10 protein-coding genes and 20 tRNA genes are annotated in these 14,524 nt (G+C 44.7%); 3 read left to right on the top strand and 27 right to left on the bottom strand.

What is annotated here, in order from left to right:
* Window positions 1–122: 122 nt before the first annotated feature.
* Together HWQ23_RS01280 and HWQ23_RS01285 are read right to left on the bottom strand one after the other, a co-directional pair.
* The gene (locus HWQ23_RS01280) at window positions 123–1,850 is read right to left on the bottom strand and encodes a succinate dehydrogenase/fumarate reductase flavoprotein subunit (protein ID WP_292822969.1); all 1,728 of its coding nucleotides are present in this window, start codon (window positions 1,848–1,850) and stop codon (window positions 123–125) included.
* Window positions 1,851–2,117: 267 nt separating this feature from the next.
* Window positions 2,118–2,435, bottom strand: coding sequence for a hypothetical protein (locus HWQ23_RS01285; protein WP_292822970.1), 318 nt, complete (start codon window positions 2,433–2,435; stop codon window positions 2,118–2,120).
* Window positions 2,436–3,104: 669 nt separating this feature from the next.
* Here HWQ23_RS01285 and HWQ23_RS01290 point away from each other — a divergent pair.
* A complete protein-coding gene (locus HWQ23_RS01290; protein ID WP_292822971.1) occupies window positions 3,105–3,974 on the top strand; it encodes a hypothetical protein in 870 nt (289 codons plus the stop codon).
* A 463-nt stretch (window positions 3,975–4,437) separates the two neighbouring features.
* Here HWQ23_RS01290 and HWQ23_RS01295 read toward each other — a convergent pair whose 3' ends face one another.
* From HWQ23_RS01295 to pds, 4 genes are all read right to left on the bottom strand, one after another.
* Complete coding sequence (locus tag HWQ23_RS01295) at window positions 4,438–5,760, bottom strand: ABC transporter substrate-binding protein (protein ID WP_292822972.1); 1,323 nt, start codon at window positions 5,758–5,760, stop codon at window positions 4,438–4,440.
* Between the two features lie 191 nt (window positions 5,761–5,951).
* Window positions 5,952–6,043 (bottom strand) — tRNA-Ser (locus tag HWQ23_RS01300).
* 136 nt (window positions 6,044–6,179) lie between these two features.
* Window positions 6,180–7,112, bottom strand: coding sequence for a 15-cis-phytoene synthase CrtB (gene crtB, locus HWQ23_RS01305; protein ID WP_292822973.1), 933 nt, complete (start codon window positions 7,110–7,112; stop codon window positions 6,180–6,182).
* Entirely contained in the window at window positions 7,096–8,535 is a 1,440-nt protein-coding gene (pds, locus tag HWQ23_RS01310; RefSeq protein WP_292822974.1) for a 15-cis-phytoene desaturase, read from the bottom strand. The genes crtB and pds overlap by 17 nt, the downstream gene beginning before the upstream one ends.
* A gap of 726 nt (window positions 8,536–9,261) precedes the next feature.
* Here pds and nagZ point away from each other — a divergent pair.
* Entirely contained in the window at window positions 9,262–10,350 is a 1,089-nt protein-coding gene (nagZ, locus tag HWQ23_RS01315) for a beta-N-acetylhexosaminidase (RefSeq protein ID WP_292822975.1), read from the top strand.
* A gap of 90 nt (window positions 10,351–10,440) precedes the next feature.
* Here the strand turns inward: nagZ and HWQ23_RS01320 are convergent.
* The 20 genes from HWQ23_RS01320 to HWQ23_RS01415 all read right to left on the bottom strand — a co-directional run bounded on the left by HWQ23_RS01320 (window position 10,441) and on the right by HWQ23_RS01415 (window position 12,885).
* Window positions 10,441–10,511: transfer RNA gene (locus HWQ23_RS01320), tRNA-Lys, on the bottom strand.
* Between the two features lie 264 nt (window positions 10,512–10,775).
* Window positions 10,776–10,849: transfer RNA gene (locus HWQ23_RS01325), tRNA-His, on the bottom strand.
* A 6-nt stretch (window positions 10,850–10,855) separates the two neighbouring features.
* Window positions 10,856–10,929 (bottom strand) — tRNA-Ala (locus HWQ23_RS01330).
* Window positions 10,930–11,041: 112 nt separating this feature from the next.
* Window positions 11,042–11,115 (bottom strand) — tRNA-Arg (locus HWQ23_RS01335).
* Between the two features lie 6 nt (window positions 11,116–11,121).
* A tRNA-Val gene (locus HWQ23_RS01340) sits at window positions 11,122–11,197 on the bottom strand.
* Window positions 11,198–11,281: 84 nt separating this feature from the next.
* Window positions 11,282–11,352: transfer RNA gene (locus tag HWQ23_RS01345), tRNA-Gly, on the bottom strand.
* 8 nt (window positions 11,353–11,360) lie between these two features.
* A tRNA-Thr gene (locus HWQ23_RS01350) sits at window positions 11,361–11,433 on the bottom strand.
* A gap of 98 nt (window positions 11,434–11,531) precedes the next feature.
* Window positions 11,532–11,604: transfer RNA gene (locus tag HWQ23_RS01355), tRNA-Gln, on the bottom strand.
* Window positions 11,605–11,609: 5 nt separating this feature from the next.
* Window positions 11,610–11,684 (bottom strand) — tRNA-Asn (locus tag HWQ23_RS01360).
* A 6-nt stretch (window positions 11,685–11,690) separates the two neighbouring features.
* A tRNA-Phe gene (locus tag HWQ23_RS01365) sits at window positions 11,691–11,765 on the bottom strand.
* 21 nt (window positions 11,766–11,786) lie between these two features.
* A tRNA-Arg gene (locus HWQ23_RS01370) sits at window positions 11,787–11,861 on the bottom strand.
* A 4-nt stretch (window positions 11,862–11,865) separates the two neighbouring features.
* Window positions 11,866–11,955: transfer RNA gene (locus HWQ23_RS01375), tRNA-Ser, on the bottom strand.
* A 4-nt stretch (window positions 11,956–11,959) separates the two neighbouring features.
* Window positions 11,960–12,042, bottom strand: a tRNA-Tyr gene (locus HWQ23_RS01380).
* 7 nt (window positions 12,043–12,049) lie between these two features.
* Window positions 12,050–12,120, bottom strand: a tRNA-Glu gene (locus tag HWQ23_RS01385).
* Between the two features lie 58 nt (window positions 12,121–12,178).
* Window positions 12,179–12,250, bottom strand: a tRNA-Trp gene (locus HWQ23_RS01390).
* Between the two features lie 3 nt (window positions 12,251–12,253).
* A tRNA-Met gene (locus HWQ23_RS01395) sits at window positions 12,254–12,329 on the bottom strand.
* Between the two features lie 10 nt (window positions 12,330–12,339).
* Window positions 12,340–12,412: transfer RNA gene (locus HWQ23_RS01400), tRNA-Cys, on the bottom strand.
* Between the two features lie 3 nt (window positions 12,413–12,415).
* A tRNA-Glu gene (locus HWQ23_RS01405) sits at window positions 12,416–12,492 on the bottom strand.
* A 4-nt stretch (window positions 12,493–12,496) separates the two neighbouring features.
* Window positions 12,497–12,570, bottom strand: a tRNA-Asp gene (locus HWQ23_RS01410).
* A gap of 120 nt (window positions 12,571–12,690) precedes the next feature.
* A complete protein-coding gene (locus tag HWQ23_RS01415; protein WP_292822976.1) occupies window positions 12,691–12,885 on the bottom strand; it encodes a hypothetical protein in 195 nt (64 codons plus the stop codon).
* A 194-nt stretch (window positions 12,886–13,079) separates the two neighbouring features.
* Between HWQ23_RS01415 and HWQ23_RS01420 the strand changes: the two genes are divergently transcribed.
* Window positions 13,080–13,931 (top strand): polysaccharide deacetylase family protein, encoded by an 852-nt coding sequence (locus HWQ23_RS01420; protein ID WP_292822977.1) that lies wholly within the window; start codon window positions 13,080–13,082, stop codon window positions 13,929–13,931.
* A 187-nt stretch (window positions 13,932–14,118) separates the two neighbouring features.
* On the opposite strand, the gene HWQ23_RS01425 is transcribed toward HWQ23_RS01420, so the two are convergent.
* The gene (locus HWQ23_RS01425; RefSeq protein ID WP_292822978.1) at window positions 14,119–14,511 is read right to left on the bottom strand and encodes an alr0857 family protein; all 393 of its coding nucleotides are present in this window, start codon (window positions 14,509–14,511) and stop codon (window positions 14,119–14,121) included.
* Window positions 14,512–14,524: the final 13 nt, after the last annotated feature.

A 14,524-nucleotide genomic window follows, 5' to 3' on the forward strand; every position in this document is an offset into this window, starting at 1 on the left:
GTTATTTTAATACGTTTGAACTAGTTTTAAGACTTTAAAAATATTTATAATTACGTTATTCTTAATCGAGGCGGACAAAATTTTTGTAGTCACCTCGATTTCTCGCATAAATTTACTTTTGGCTAATACTTCCGCTCTTTTGGCTCAAACATAGTAATTGCCACCGGTCGATATTGAATATCAATTCCTGCTGGTGAATAGTAAGCCATTGTGTGTTTCAGAAAGTTGCTATCATCTCGCTGGGAATAATCTTCGCGGAAATGAGCGCCACGACTTTCTTGGCGATTCAGGGCTGATGCCAAAATAGTTTGTCCCACTACCATCAAACTTCGCAATTCTAAGGCTTCCACAAGTTCGGTATTCCAGCAACTACCTTTGTCATCTAAATAAATTTGAGGATATCGCTGTTGTATTTCTTCTAGTTTGTGCAACCCTTCACTCATTAATGCCTCAGTGCGGAAAACGCCACAGTACTCAGTCATACAATCCTGGAAGGCTTGACGGACATGGTTAATGCGATACTGCCCTGGTTGTTCTAGCAAAGCTTGAATTTGTTGCTGGGCTTCCGTTATATACCGTTGCTCATCTACAGAAGGCAACTTACGTTTTTGGACAAATTTTGCGATCGCAGCTCCAGTTCTCTTGCCATAAACGACACATTCCAGTAGTGAATTACTCCCCAAGCGATTCGCCCCATGTACGGAAACACAAGATGTTTCGCCAGCAGCAAAGAAAGCATCAACTAAACCATCGCCACTACTACGGACTTGCCCATCAGTATTAACTGGGATACCACCCATACAATAGTGAATTGTCGGACGGACTGGCATCGGTTGAGTCACAGCGTCAACGCCTACTAGACGGTGTGCTTCTTCCCAGCAGAAGGGAACGCGACTCATAATTTTTTCTTTGCCCATGTGGCGTAAATCCAGATACACAAAGGGACCACCAGCACTACCATCGAGATGAACACCACGACCGGCGCGAATTTCGTAAGCGATCGCTCGTGAGGTAATATCACGAGGAGCTAGTTCCATGCGACTAGGTGCATAGTTCGCCATAAAGCGATCGCCTTCACTATTTATCAGATACGCCCCTTCTCCCCGTACCGCTTCTGAAATTAGTACCCCTACCGGATATAAACCAGTGGGATGAAATTGGACAAATTCCATATCTTCAAGGGGCAAACCTGCGATCGCAGTCATTGCCAAACCATCACCAGAAGAAGCGTAATCATTAGAGGTGGTATTATAAACGCGACCATAGCCCCCTGTGGCAAACATCACCGCCTTGGCTCGCACCACCTCTATATGTCCATCCAAAAGATTGAACATTACCACACCCTTGGCCTCATTTTCTTCTAAAATGAGACGCATCACATACCATTCTTCATAAACTTGCACCCCATAACGCCGCAGGTTGTTAACCAATTCGTGCAAAATCGCGTGACCGGTCTTATCGGCGGCATAGCAAGTGCGGTTGTGGGAATGTCCCCCAAAAGCTCGTTGAGCAATGCGACCATCGGGTAAACGAGAGAACAAAACGCCCATGTGTTCCAAGTCAATCACCACATCTGGCGCTTCTTGGGCGAGGATTGCCACAGCATCTTGGTCTGCCAAGTAATCAGAACCCTTGACAGTATCAAAAGCATGTGCTTCCCAACTATCTTCGGAATCAACATTTTTCAGCGATGCAGCCATACCACCTTGAGCCGCAACCGAGTGGGAACGAATTGGGTGGGTTTTCGCAACCACAGCAATATTTAAACTGGGGTCAATACGGGCAATTTCCACAGCAGCGCGACATCCTGCTAATCCACCCCCGACAATAATCACATCATGTTCCAGCATAATTAGCCCCCGACTGCAAACCACTGCTGTTCTATTGTAGAGATGTGATTGTGATTAATGAGGCGGTGCGTTGCGATCGTTGCTGTGGACTCTCTACAAAAAAATTCCCTGCCTATAGACAGGGATCTGATTACAAATTTTGAAATTAGGAGTTAAAAGTTAAAAATCAAGAGTTATGGGACAGATTGAGTGACTCATAACTCTTAACTCCTAACTCATAACTCCTAACTCCTAACTCATAACTCCTAACTCATAACTCCTAACTCTTTAGCTAGTTGCTTGTACAGGTTGTTGCTGAGACACATTACCTGGCATGGGTTCCATTTTGGTTCCAGGCCCTATAGGCATAACTTCAATATGATTTAATAAGGTAGTGACAAACGCAAACAACAAGAAAGGTAGCGATAGCAGAACGACGAGACCCGCAGTTGCTAAAGCGTACACGGGTCGCTTGGCACCCATTAGTGCCAAGGCTGAGGCCAAACTTAGGGTAATTGTAATTAACCAAACAATTATTTGACCGTAGATATCACCGAAAGTCAGGGTACAGACAAACCGATACTTTTGAATATCATTTTCGTTCATCACATTTGCCTCAAGTCTCTCCTAATAGGTTCTACGTTAGAACCATGTTTGCCTTCTAGAGAATTTCTAAATATTTTTGCAAGCTTTGTAATATCACTTTACAATCAAGCTTTTTTGTTACAAAGCACAATTCCTATTACAGTATGGCGTAAATAGACCAACCATATCCTACCGGAAGCCGTTGTTCTGTAGTCGCCGCGGCTGTGTAGCAAGTTTTCAGAGCAGGGATACCGATAACGCTCCTATGCCCCTAATGCTGACGCTCGGTCGCACAGCGTTTCATAGAGAAACAATACTAGCTGAGGCAATGTGCAACTTCATATTCTGACCTCTCTCCTTTTTTGAGACGATAGAGTTATAATTCTGTCGTTCCAATTAATATAATCGCCCTCTAGATGCGATCCTCTTAACTAGCCCCAGCAGTTGACCTCCTCAACAAATAGACTCTTTGCTTAAAGCCAAGAGAATTTTTGTCATCTGTCAAATTTCGGATATTCACAATAATATAGTATTTAATTTTTTGCTGGTAAATATTAAGTAGATAAATCCAGCAAACTCAGGATGCAAAAACCGATTTATTGATGTTAAATTTTGAGTATTGCCCGAATTTGTTGAATTAACTCAACAAAACTCTTTATTTTTCGTGGCAATATTGTTTTAGGAGTGAATGTGGATACTATTTTTCTTCGTAAAGGTGTTTTTTGGTTGCCAAGTATAGCTGCTCTTGCAGTCCTGAGTAGCGGCTTATCTGCAAGTGGCCAGACAGTGGACAAGGTGAGCAGTCAGCCATTAACCGAGCCTTCCGCAACCGTAGCCTCTCCCAACGAGTTTAGTACAGAACTAGACACTGCAAGCCAAAATCTCTCTACACAAACAACTGAAACATTTACAGTTACAAATTTAACTAAAGTACAGCAGTTGCCCGACACTCCGATACAGCAAAACGCCAGTGTAACAACCACACCCGTTCCAGGCACAGTGGTAACCTCATCTGCGACGCTTACCTCTGAGTTTGTACAACCTACTTCTCAAACTACTTCTCAAACTACTTCTCAAACTACTTCTCAACCATCTGCTCCCAGAGTGGCGCAATCGGATATTAATTTAGGTACAACTACCCGGGGTGGCAGCAGCTATATTGGCGTCGCTGCTAACATTGGTTTGAGTGGTGATGCGGACTCCTCTTTGGCCGACGGTAACTTCGCGGTAGTCAGCAAAATCGGGCTGACAAATGCTATATCGGTACGACCCTCAGCCGTATTTGGTGACAACACCACAATTCTAGTTCCGATCACCTACGATTTTTCCTTCAAGTCAGCAGATGCTTTTAGCGAACCGTTAGCGATCGCACCTTACGTCGGAGTGGGTGGAGCTTACAAAACTGGTGATGATTCGCAATTTGCCTTTTTAGTATCTGGTGGCATTGATGTGCCTCTAACTCCTCAATTTACTGCAACAGCTGCTGTGAATGCAGGATTTTTCGATAAAACTGATGTGGGCTTGTTGTTAGGAGTTGGTTACAATTTCACTGGGTTTTAAAACTTAGGAGTTAGGAGTTATATCAGGTTCGGTTAAACACTTATAATATCTGTAGGTTGGGGAGCCACTGCGTTGGGCGGCTCTGCCGACTTGTTCGCGTAGCGTCTCCGACAGGAGAAGCATGTTGCGTTTGAGGAACGTAACTTGCTTCCCGCAGGGTAACCCAAAATTGATCCATGTTCATGTTGGGTTTCACTGCCGTACCCCTACAATACAAGCAAGCTACAACCCAACCTACATTGATAGATTTTATTATAAGTAATAACCCCAACTTGATATTAACGCCGTGTGCAACTTTCTCTCAAACCTAACCTCCAGCCCCAACCCTTGTAGGAACGGGAGTAAGAATCAAAGCTTCTTAGGACTGAAGGAAAGGTTTGCAAAGGGGTTTCACGAATAATTTGCACATCCCGTGAGTTAGTAATGTTTCATTCATAACTCTTAACTCCTAACTCCTAACTTTCTACTTGGGGGTAACTTTATCAATTACCTTGATTTTGCCATCGTCTCCTACTGTCCAAACATCGTAAACACCGACGACATCGCCGTTAGCATCAACATCTACGTTGCCACTGGCTCCTTGGTAGTTAATCTTCTTACCATCTTTAAGTAACTTCAGTCCCTCGCAGACATCGGTAACTTCTGTGCCAGGCCCATCAGCCACTTCACGGATTTTGCTGGCTATGCCAACACCTGTATTTTCTTTAGCGGCTTGTGCCGCCAATGTCAATAAGGCAGCCGCATCCCAAGCTTGAGGAGCGTATTCTCCTGGCGCACCACCCTTTTTATCCTTCCACAGCTTGTTGAAAGCTTCTAGTGCTTTACCATTGGAACCGGGTACTGTACCGATCGCTCCAGTTAAAATATATTTACCATCACTGCCTTTGCCAACTTGTTCTGGGAAAGTAGGTGATTTTACCCCATCTGTAAGCAAAATCTGTACACCCTTAGCCACACCTTGCTGATAGGCGGCTTTCAGGAACAGACTACCAGTTTCAGCGTACAGTACAGCTAGGACTGCATCTGGCTTCCCAGCAAAAGCAGCAGCCGCTTCTGTATCAAATGTCTGGGCTTTCGGGTCGTAACGGACAGGTTTATCTTTATTAACAATGGTTCCACCCAATTTTTCAAAAGTTTGCACAAATGCTTTTTCAAAGCCAACGCCATAGTCGTTATTAATCACGACTGTAGAAACTCGCTTAAAACCTTTTTTATTAGCAAGTTGGGCTAAGGCTAGTGCTTGGTAGGTATCGGGGGGAGCAGTACGCGCCCAAAAGCCTTTAAAGTCGCCTTTTTGGGCCTTTTCGGTAAAGACGGGACTGGTACTACCAGGGGAAACCAGCATGACTTTATTCGGCGTGGCAATGGAGACTGCTGCACTAGAAACGCTACTGGCAAAGGAGCCAACTACACCTGCTACTTTATCTAAAGTTGCTAGTTTGGTCATACCGGCAGCACCAGCTCTGGGATCGGTTTGGTCGTCTACTTGCACCAAGTTCACTGGTTCGCCATTCACCCCACCGCAAGCGTTTACGGTATCGACGAGTAAAGGGACAGAACCTAGCATCTGCTGTCCAACAGAAGCCAAATCACCTGTTGTCGGTAGCAGGGAACCAATTTTTAGTCCTTGAGCAGTGCTTACGGTAGTTGAGTTTGCTGCTGGGGTAGCGGTACTTCCGGTGTTAGCTGTGCCATTGGGGGTATTAGTATCACCACAAGCCCCAACTAGGAACCCAATTGCTAGGGTAGCTATACTGAAGGTTAAAGCGGCGCTAATTTTTCTCATAAGTAATTTTTACTCCTCAGATGCTTAGGAGCCTAAAAGTAAGATTCAAACTAGATTTCTAACTTAGCTGGATCTTATCAAGACTCCAAAGGATAAATCATATCATCCATCTTTGGGAGTAGAAATATTTACTCCTACATTAGTATTATTTTTCTACACAGAATATACTCTGTGTAGAAAAAGCTGGAAAACGGAGAGGGAGGGATTCGAACCCTCGGTACGGAGTTACCTGCCGTACAACAGATTAGCAATCTGCCGCTTTCGACCACTCAGCCACCTCTCCATGACTCACGAATATCAATGTTACCAGACTTGCTCTTAAGAGTCAATAGTCATTTGTCATTGGTCATTAGTCATTGGTCATTTGTTATCTATAAAAGACTAAGGACTAAGGACTAGGGACAAATGACTAATTTTTTTTAAAGGACTTGCGATCGCATCCAAGCTACGGGCAAAGTGCGTAACTTTTTCCACTGGGGAACGTAAGCACGCTGACTGAATACATCGTAATCGTTGCGTTCAATCACCTCCAAAATTTGACCGTACAGCATTGATGCTGCCCACACAGGCCAACGGGCATCGGATGCTAAATAAGTAATTCCCTGGTCAGATGTGGTATAAAATTGACGCGCTCGGTCAATTTGAAAGCGCATCAATGCTCGCCAACGATCATCTACCACACCTTTGAAGAAGTCTTGCTCGGTATAGTTGAATTTTGCCAAGTCCTCAAGGGGAATGTAGATCCGTCCCCGTTTGGCATCTTCTCCCACATCCCGCAGGATGTTGGTGAGTTGATTGGCAATTCCCAGAGCGATCGCTTCTTCTGTGGGAACATAAGGTTGTTTGTTCTGCCGCCACGGTGCTGTGTACATGGTGCTATCCACACCCATAACTGCTGTTGACATTAAGCCAACAGTGCCAGCAACGCGGTAACAGTAGAGGTATAACTCCTCAAAGGTTTCATAACGACTGCGATATAAGTCCATGCGCTGACCAGCAATCATATCCCGAAAGGGCTGAATGTCCATCGGAAAGCGCTGGAGGGTATCAGCTAAAGCGACATCGTAATTTTCTAATGGGCATCCCGCAAAAATCGATTCCAGCTGCTCTTCCCATAGGTCTAGGGTTTCTGGCGTGGTAATAGCAGATGCGGGCCCATCCACCAATTCATCTGTACGGCGACACCAAGCGTAAATTGACCAAATAGATTGACGTTTTACCGGACTCATCAGCAAAGTACCCAGGTAAAAAGTCTTGGCATACTTTGCTGTGAGATGCCGACAAAGTTTGTAGGACTCGTCTACAGAGACCAGCGTTTTCATGCGCGCGGGGGATTCAGGCAGTTGCAGCATTCGTTGCGGGCGGTCGGGTGAGCGTTTGCAGGTTTGAGGAATTTGCTACCGGGAGAGCCTCAGAAATCGCCTGCGCTGTCAGCTTACCAGAAAGTACGGCACCTTCCATACTGCCTAAGTAGCGTTGCATGGTATAACTTCCGGCGAGATAGAAGTTGGCAATGGGCGTAACTTGTGCGGGACGGTACTGTTGACGACCAGGGGTCGCTTTGTAAACTGAACGCGGCGTTTTCACCACATGAGATTTCAGCAATGTGGCTGGATTGTCTCCCCCAAAGTGGTCGGGGAAGAGTTTTTCTAGCTCGGCAATCGTTGCAGCCACAATCTCCTCATCGGATTTGGCAATCCAATCTTTTGCCGGGGCTAGAACTAATTCCAGCATCGAGCGATTGGGGTTGGCGTATTCACGGCAGGTATTGCTCATATCAGCATAAACGCTCAGGAGGGGCGATCGCGAAAATAGCAAGTGATCAATTTCTGTAAGTTTTCGATCAAACCATAGATGCAGGTTAATCACTGGTACGCCTTCCAAGCCTTCTAGCTTCTTGAAAAACTCCATTTGCTTCCAAGGCTTAGGCAACATGACTTTCAAAGGATCAACCGACATAGCAGATACATACAAATCCGCTATCAAAACTTCATCTTCTGCCCCATTTAACCCTCGAATCAAGTATCCTTTCACCGTACCATCGGCGTTGAGCAAAATCTCCTTCAAGGGGGCATTCAAACGCACTTCCCCACCGCGTTCTGTGATGTAATCTACGATAGGGCTGCATAGACGTTCTGTGGGAGAACCATCCAAAAATGCAATTTTGGAACCATATCGTTCTTGCAAAAATCGATTCAGTGCAGTTAATAGGATCGTTGCCGAAACTTCATCAGGATTGATAAAGGTGAGCGCTTTACATGCGGCGATAAAAACGTCACTAGTTACCCGCTCGTCAACACCTTGCCTTTTCAACCACTCTAAAAAGCTGTACTTGTCCATGTCTTCAACATACTTTTGACCCCGAACCACTGCTGGAAGTAGGCCAATTGCAAATCGAATCTTCTGCTCCCAAGTCAACATGTCTTTGTTGCGAAGAATCGACGCAATCACGTTGAAAGGAGATGGAATATCTGGAACATCAAAACGTGATAGTGTCCCTGGCTTATCCGGTTGATTGAAAATCAGCGTATGCTCTTTCCACTGAAGTCTGTCTTCAATGCCCAACTCCTTGAGCAATTGAAGCATGTTGGGGTATGCCCCAAAAAAGGCGTGTAACCCGGTTTCGTACCAGTCGCCGTCAGAGTCTTTCCACGCCGCAACCAGACCACCCAGTACGTCCCGGCTTTCCAAGACAATGGGAGTATGACCTGCGTCCGTGAGATATTTCGCGCAGGAAAGTCCTGCTAGACCAGCACCCGCGATCGCTACTCGCATTTAACCCTAATACCCTTCAATATTTCTTAATGGTTTTGTCGTTCTCATTATACGTTGCAATCCGTTACATTTGGCAGTTATTGTGGGATCGCTTCCCCAAAAAACTTTTCCCAAAGGAAATTTTACCTACGCGCACCTGCCCAAGCAAATTGCCAATACCATTATTGGCAATAGGTTTGCGGCGAGTATTTCATCTAGATTTACTCCAGGTGATTTAGGCAAACAAAAGTATATCCTCTAACTGAAAATAGGTAATCCCAAATGTGGACTTAAAGTAGTTGATTTCTTTGCTAATCCGTGTATTTGATCTCTTGGAAATGTCTGGGCTATTGGTTAAAAACTGCTAGTTGATTTGGGAGATATTTTCTTTCAGGGAATATATCGATAATGTAAAAATAAAGACCAGTTATATTTTTTTTAGTATTTTAACTATTAATTATTCAGCAGCTATTGAGAATAATTTTGACCTATTAAAATAGCCGAATGCGATCGCAAAAATACTTTTGCGGGAAAACTAATCTCTGGCAGCGTCAGTAATTATGCTGAAAATTTTGGCTTAATTCTCTTAGGCAGCAGCCCCTATATATTCCCATACTGAGCATGGGAACGAGAATAAAAACCTACCTTTGAAAGCTCGCCATTCCCCATAAGGATATACGATAAAGGTTTATGTCCTCTAGGTTGAACAACTCAGTTGTTTAACGCACAACTTATAGGTAAAAGATTATGGGTGTATCGCAGGAGCTAAGGCGCTTTGGACATCATCTGATTCTAGGTATTTCAGGTACTACATTAAGCGATGATGATAAACGCGCACTCACTGAATTGAAACCAATTGGGGTGATCTTTTTTGCGAAGAACTTTCTGGATGGCACTCCATATCAGGTTTGGCTAGAAAGCTTCAAGGATTTGAACAGCCAGATACGAAAATATACTGAACGTGATTCAATGTTCATTAGCCTCGATCATGAAGGAGGTCGTGTAATTCGTACACCACTGCCAATTACCCGCTTTCCTCATGCCTTGTTGCTGCGATCGCACGCCCGTGAAGTAGCAAAAGCCACAGCAGTAGAACTAAAATCACTGGGCATAAACTTATCCTGGGCACCCGTAGCAGATATTTTTTCCCATCCCAATAACCCGGTGATTGGGCCTCGCGCCTTTGGTAACACTCCCGAAACTGTTACTCAAGGTGCCCGTGACTACTACTTTGGATTGCAAGAGTCAGGAATTATTGGATGCGCCAAACACTTCCCCGGACATGGAGACACCAGCAACGACTCTCACATTGAGCTACCAATACTAAATTTAACTCTAGAAGACCTGCGACTTCGAGAACTTATACCTTTCAGAGCTTTAATCGAAGTACAGATTCCTTTGATTATGACTGTCCATATTTTATTTCCCAAGATAGATCCTGATGTACCTGCAACGCTTTCCCAGGCTATCCTCAAAACCATACTTAGAGAGGAACTTGGCTTTGAGGGAGTGGTTGTGTCTGACGACTTAGATATGAAAGCTATCTCAGAAATGTTTATGAAAGCTGGTACTGTGGCGCGGTCACTTCATGCAGGCTGCGACCTGTTTATTATCTCGCGCAATATTAATTCTTCATCTATAGAAAGAACTTATCAGATTGCTGAAGATTTTGCCGATTCTCTAACTAATGGTAGCTTAGACGAATCAGTAGTGGAGGCAGCTAGAGAAAGAATTGAGAAACTACTGGCAGTAACACCGCAATATCCCATACATGCTCTGGATAAAGAGATATTATTGCAACATGCTCAACTAGCGATCGCTAGTTCCTATTCATAACCCAACACGCATTCAAGTTGCATATTAGCTAATAGCTAAAATTGCATTCCGTAATTTTGAATTTTGAATTTTGAATTTTGAATTGTTTAGTGGGTGGTATAGGGGTCGAACCTATTTCTGCGGGTTAAAAGCCCGATGCACAGCCGTTATGCCAACCACCCTTGTTAATTTGAAAAAGAAATGAGCAAGTGCGATCGTATTACATCGCAAGCTTTGTAACACCAACAACAGATATAAATCCACCAGGGAGGTACTGCCCCTCCTATTTCTGTGTTATCAGCACAGCGCCTCGCTTTTCGGCTTCAGGTGGAAAAAGAGGAAGATGGAGGAATCGTAGCTTGCTTCCCGTAGGGTACCCCTACAGTTGCCCGTACTCCAAGGTTCAAGCTTGGTTGCCGTCCATTCAGCAGCATCTTCCATTCAGGGGTATCTGACGGGGCTTGAACCCGCTATGACTGGTTCCACAAACCAGCGCCTCGACCACTTTGGCTTCAGATACCATCAGTGGAATCAATGGGACTTGAACCCATAACCTCCTGCTTGCAAGGCAGGCGCTCTATCCATTTGAGCTATGACCCCATCAAATAAGTAAAAAGAGCAAAGTAAAACTAAAAAGAAAGAGAAATAATTAAATTCATTCTTTTGATTTTTGACTTTTAACTTTTGACTTTTGACTTTTGACTTGTTTAGGCGGGAGTGGTAGGACTCGAACCCACAACTTTCGAGGTAGAAGCTCGAAGCTCTATTCCATTGAGCTACACTCCCAATATTTGGTAGTCCTGGCAGGAATCGAACCCGCAACATTCTTCTTGTAAGAAAGACACTCTACCAATTGAGCTACAGGACTACGCAAGCGAGTGGAGGGACTTGACCCACGCACTGAGTATGGCGTACTCAGATGCTACCGATTACATCACACCCGCAAGTTCAGAGCGGACGGCGAGATTTGAACTCGCACGAAGACGTTGGAAGCGTCTCATGCTGCCGTTACATCACACCCGCATTAGTCAAGCTGGTAACAGGAATTGAACCTGTAACCTACTGATTACAAATCAGTTGCTCTGCCAATTGAGCTACACCAGCACTAATTTTGGTGACGGGGGCAGGAATTGAACCTGCCGATGTTCAGGTTATTTCGCCTTCAAAGGGCGCTATGTTGCCAATTACACCACAGGGCTTTATTGCCAGGGCAGGGTTTGAACCTGCAACCTCATCGTTCAGAGCGATGCGACTTACCAATTCGTCCACCCGGCAATGAATGGCTGCCTCAGTAGGACTCGAACCTACAACCGCGCGGTTAACAGCCGCTTGCTCTACCATTGAGCTATGAGGCAACGAAGCCCCCCAGGTCGGAATCGAACCGACGACCTCCTGTTCTTCAGACAGGCGCTAACTACCAACTGAGCTACCGGGGGATAAAATAAGAGATCATGCAACGAGAGCGGAGGGATTTGAACCCTCAAATCTTCAGTTTCGTAGACTGAGATGTTATCCAGTTACACCACACTCTCAAGGCGGAGAAGACAGGATTTGAACCTGCGACGGATATTAACTACCCGTTTCCTCTTAGCAGGAGGACGCTTTGGGCCACTCAGCCACCTCTCCATAATGGGTCGAGCAGGATTTGAACCTGCGTGCAAAAAAGAACAGTTTTACAGACTGTCGCCTTCAGCCAGACTCGGCCACCGACCCATAATCATTCCCTCGACGAGAATTGAACTCGCATCTGTGCTTTGAAAGAACACTGACTTAACCATTCGTCCACGAGGGCATAATTTACAGAATTTTAAATTTTTTGATCTAAAATCCAAAATCCAAAATTGTCTGACGCAGGGACTAGGATTTGAACCTAGAACATCGGATTTGGAGTCACGAGGTGTTACCGTTACACCATCCCTGCATTTGGTGGCAGTGGCGGGATTTGCACCCGCATATACCAGGGTATGAACCTGGGGCTTTGCTAATTAAGCTACGCTGCGATCGCACCAAAGGCTGAGGTGAGATTTGAACTCACGATATCGGTTTTGCAGACCGACGCCTTCGACCACTTGGCTACTCAGCCATTTGGGAGTCCCGACGAGATTCGCACTCGTAATCTTCAGCTTGAGAGGCTGACGGCTTAAACTATTCGCCTACAGGACTACAACCAGGGTGACGGGACTCGAACCCGCAACATTTCCGCAGACAACGGAACGCTCTAGCCAATTGAGCTACACCCCGATTTTTGGGAATATGTGCCTAAACTTTTAGGTTTTTAGGCACAGATTTTGTTGGTGAACTTGCCCATTTCTTATTTAGTTTTCAAGGTTCAGAAAAATTACTTTTAACTGTTAGAAACTGTTAGGAAAACAACCGAAACTCTAGGTAGCAAGCCTGTTGTATATTACGGATGTATTCAGTGGTTTTGATGAGTGCAAACTTAGAACTTTTTTCGTTTCTTGCTTCTACTGCCGATGATTTGCAAGTAGGAGCAGCTTTGTTTACTAAGGACTCTGGTTGATTCCAACACCTGTCCTTTAGTTGTATGTAGAACATAACTTTGACTCTTGGGAAGCTTGTCTTTTGCTTCACTACATATATACTACAAAATACTACAAGAGGTGTCAAGGGGTTTCAGAAAGTTTTTTTGAAATTGTCTATAAAAGCTGCTGCACTTAGATTTCAACGTGCTAAACCCTCTCAAAAGTCAAACTACAGCTTATGATTGGGTGAATATTTAAAAGCCTGACGTGACAGACAACTACTTCAAGCGACAACAGATAATTAGTGTTGTTGCGATCGCCTCTACGATTACAGCTTGTAGTATTGCCCCAGGCACCTCCCCACAATTGGGGTTGAACCAGCCTTTAAGCAAAATCCATGCTGCACAAGTTCAAGATCCTCTGGGAAAGGGACAAACTAATGTCCAACTACCGCCATCAGCTAAAGTAGAAAACCCTACATTTACAGTCCCAGCTAAATATCAGGGAAAAACAGTTTATCAGGTGCATCCCAGGAACAACGAGAAGGTTATTGCTCTAGGCATTGATGATGGGCCTTGGCCAAAGACAACCCTAGAAATGCTGGACATCCTGAAGCAAAATGATGTTAAGGTGACATTCTTTTGGGTAGGACAAGCCTTACAAGCAAATCCCGACCTAGCCAAGCAAGAGGTAGCCGAGGGACACGCCATTGGCAACCATACTTGGCATCATTGGTATCGGCGAATGGATGAAGCCACAGCCAAGAGTGAAATTGATCGCACAGCTGACCTGATATACAAAACTACAGGAGTCAAAACTGCTCTGTTTCGTCCTCCTGGAGGCTTTTTAAATAACGGACTAGCCGCTTACGCCAAAAGCCAGAAGGACGCTGTAATTATGTGGTCACTAACTTCAGCCGATACTGACCCTCACGCCAAACCGCAGGCATTTGTAAATAATGTCCTCAAAGGCGCGAAACCTGGTTCTATTGTTTTAATGCATGATGGTGGCGGCGATCGCCAAAGAACTGTACAAGCTTTGCCACAAATCATCAGTGGACTCAAACAGCAAGGCTACCGATTTGTGACAATTCCCGAATTGTTAAAAATGGCGCAATAAACGGTGAGAAATTTTACTCCCCGAATTTTAGATTTGAAATTTTGGATTTTGGATTGAATAATCCAAAATCCAGAAAGGTCTGTTCTGGCAGTTTCTCCAGGAGTTGCTCCCGAACTTCAACGTGAGAACAAATCTAAAATCCAAAATCCAAAATCCAAAATTGAGCCACCCTACTATTTGTTTTTGTTTATTCGCTCATGACAGAAGCACTGCTCTCTTGAGCTTCCTGCCAAAGTTTGTGCAAAAAGAACTCAGCGCGATCGCTGATAGTGGTGACAAACACACCTACAGCATCCTTATAACTATCAGATAGCCAAGAACCCCGCAGGGTGACTTCCATATATTCAGCATCGCAGGCACAGAGGGCAATGATTCCTCTGTCATCTCTTTTTACCTCAGCCCTGAGTACTTCTACTCCTGGCAAATCAATAGGAAGCAAAAAGGAAGCGGTACTGGATTCAATGCATAAACCTTGCCCAACTCGCAGGGCTAAAATCACTCGCTGTGCTACCCATTCTTCTAGCGACAGAGTGACACATTCCAAATCAAAGCTACTTTCAGTGTAAGTTAATTTCAGCATTCCTTATGCTCTC

This window comes from Nostoc sp. JL33, from assembly GCF_017114985.1.
In the GTDB taxonomy this organism is placed as follows: Bacteria; Cyanobacteriota; Cyanobacteriia; order Cyanobacteriales; family Nostocaceae; genus Nostoc.

What these genes read in the sequence shown, in the direction of transcription:
- HWQ23_RS01415 (WP_292822976.1), bottom strand. Translation starts at nt 12,885, where the DNA reads ATGTTCTACATACAACTAAAGGACAGGTGTTGGAATCAACCAGAGTCC.
- nagZ (WP_292822975.1), top strand. Translation starts at nt 9,262, where the DNA reads ATGGGTGTATCGCAGGAGCTAAGGCGCTTTGGACATCATCTGATTCTA.
- crtB (WP_292822973.1), bottom strand. Translation starts at nt 7,112, where the DNA reads ATGCTGCAACTGCCTGAATCCCCCGCGCGCATGAAAACGCTGGTCTCT.
- HWQ23_RS01280 (WP_292822969.1), bottom strand. Translation starts at nt 1,850, where the DNA reads ATGCTGGAACATGATGTGATTATTGTCGGGGGTGGATTAGCAGGATGT.
- HWQ23_RS01295 (WP_292822972.1), bottom strand. Translation starts at nt 5,760, where the DNA reads ATGAGAAAAATTAGCGCCGCTTTAACCTTCAGTATAGCTACCCTAGCA.
- HWQ23_RS01285 (WP_292822970.1), bottom strand. Translation starts at nt 2,435, where the DNA reads ATGAACGAAAATGATATTCAAAAGTATCGGTTTGTCTGTACCCTGACT.
- pds (WP_292822974.1), bottom strand. Translation starts at nt 8,535, where the DNA reads ATGCGAGTAGCGATCGCGGGTGCTGGTCTAGCAGGACTTTCCTGCGCG.
- HWQ23_RS01425 (WP_292822978.1), bottom strand. Translation starts at nt 14,511, where the DNA reads ATGCTGAAATTAACTTACACTGAAAGTAGCTTTGATTTGGAATGTGTC.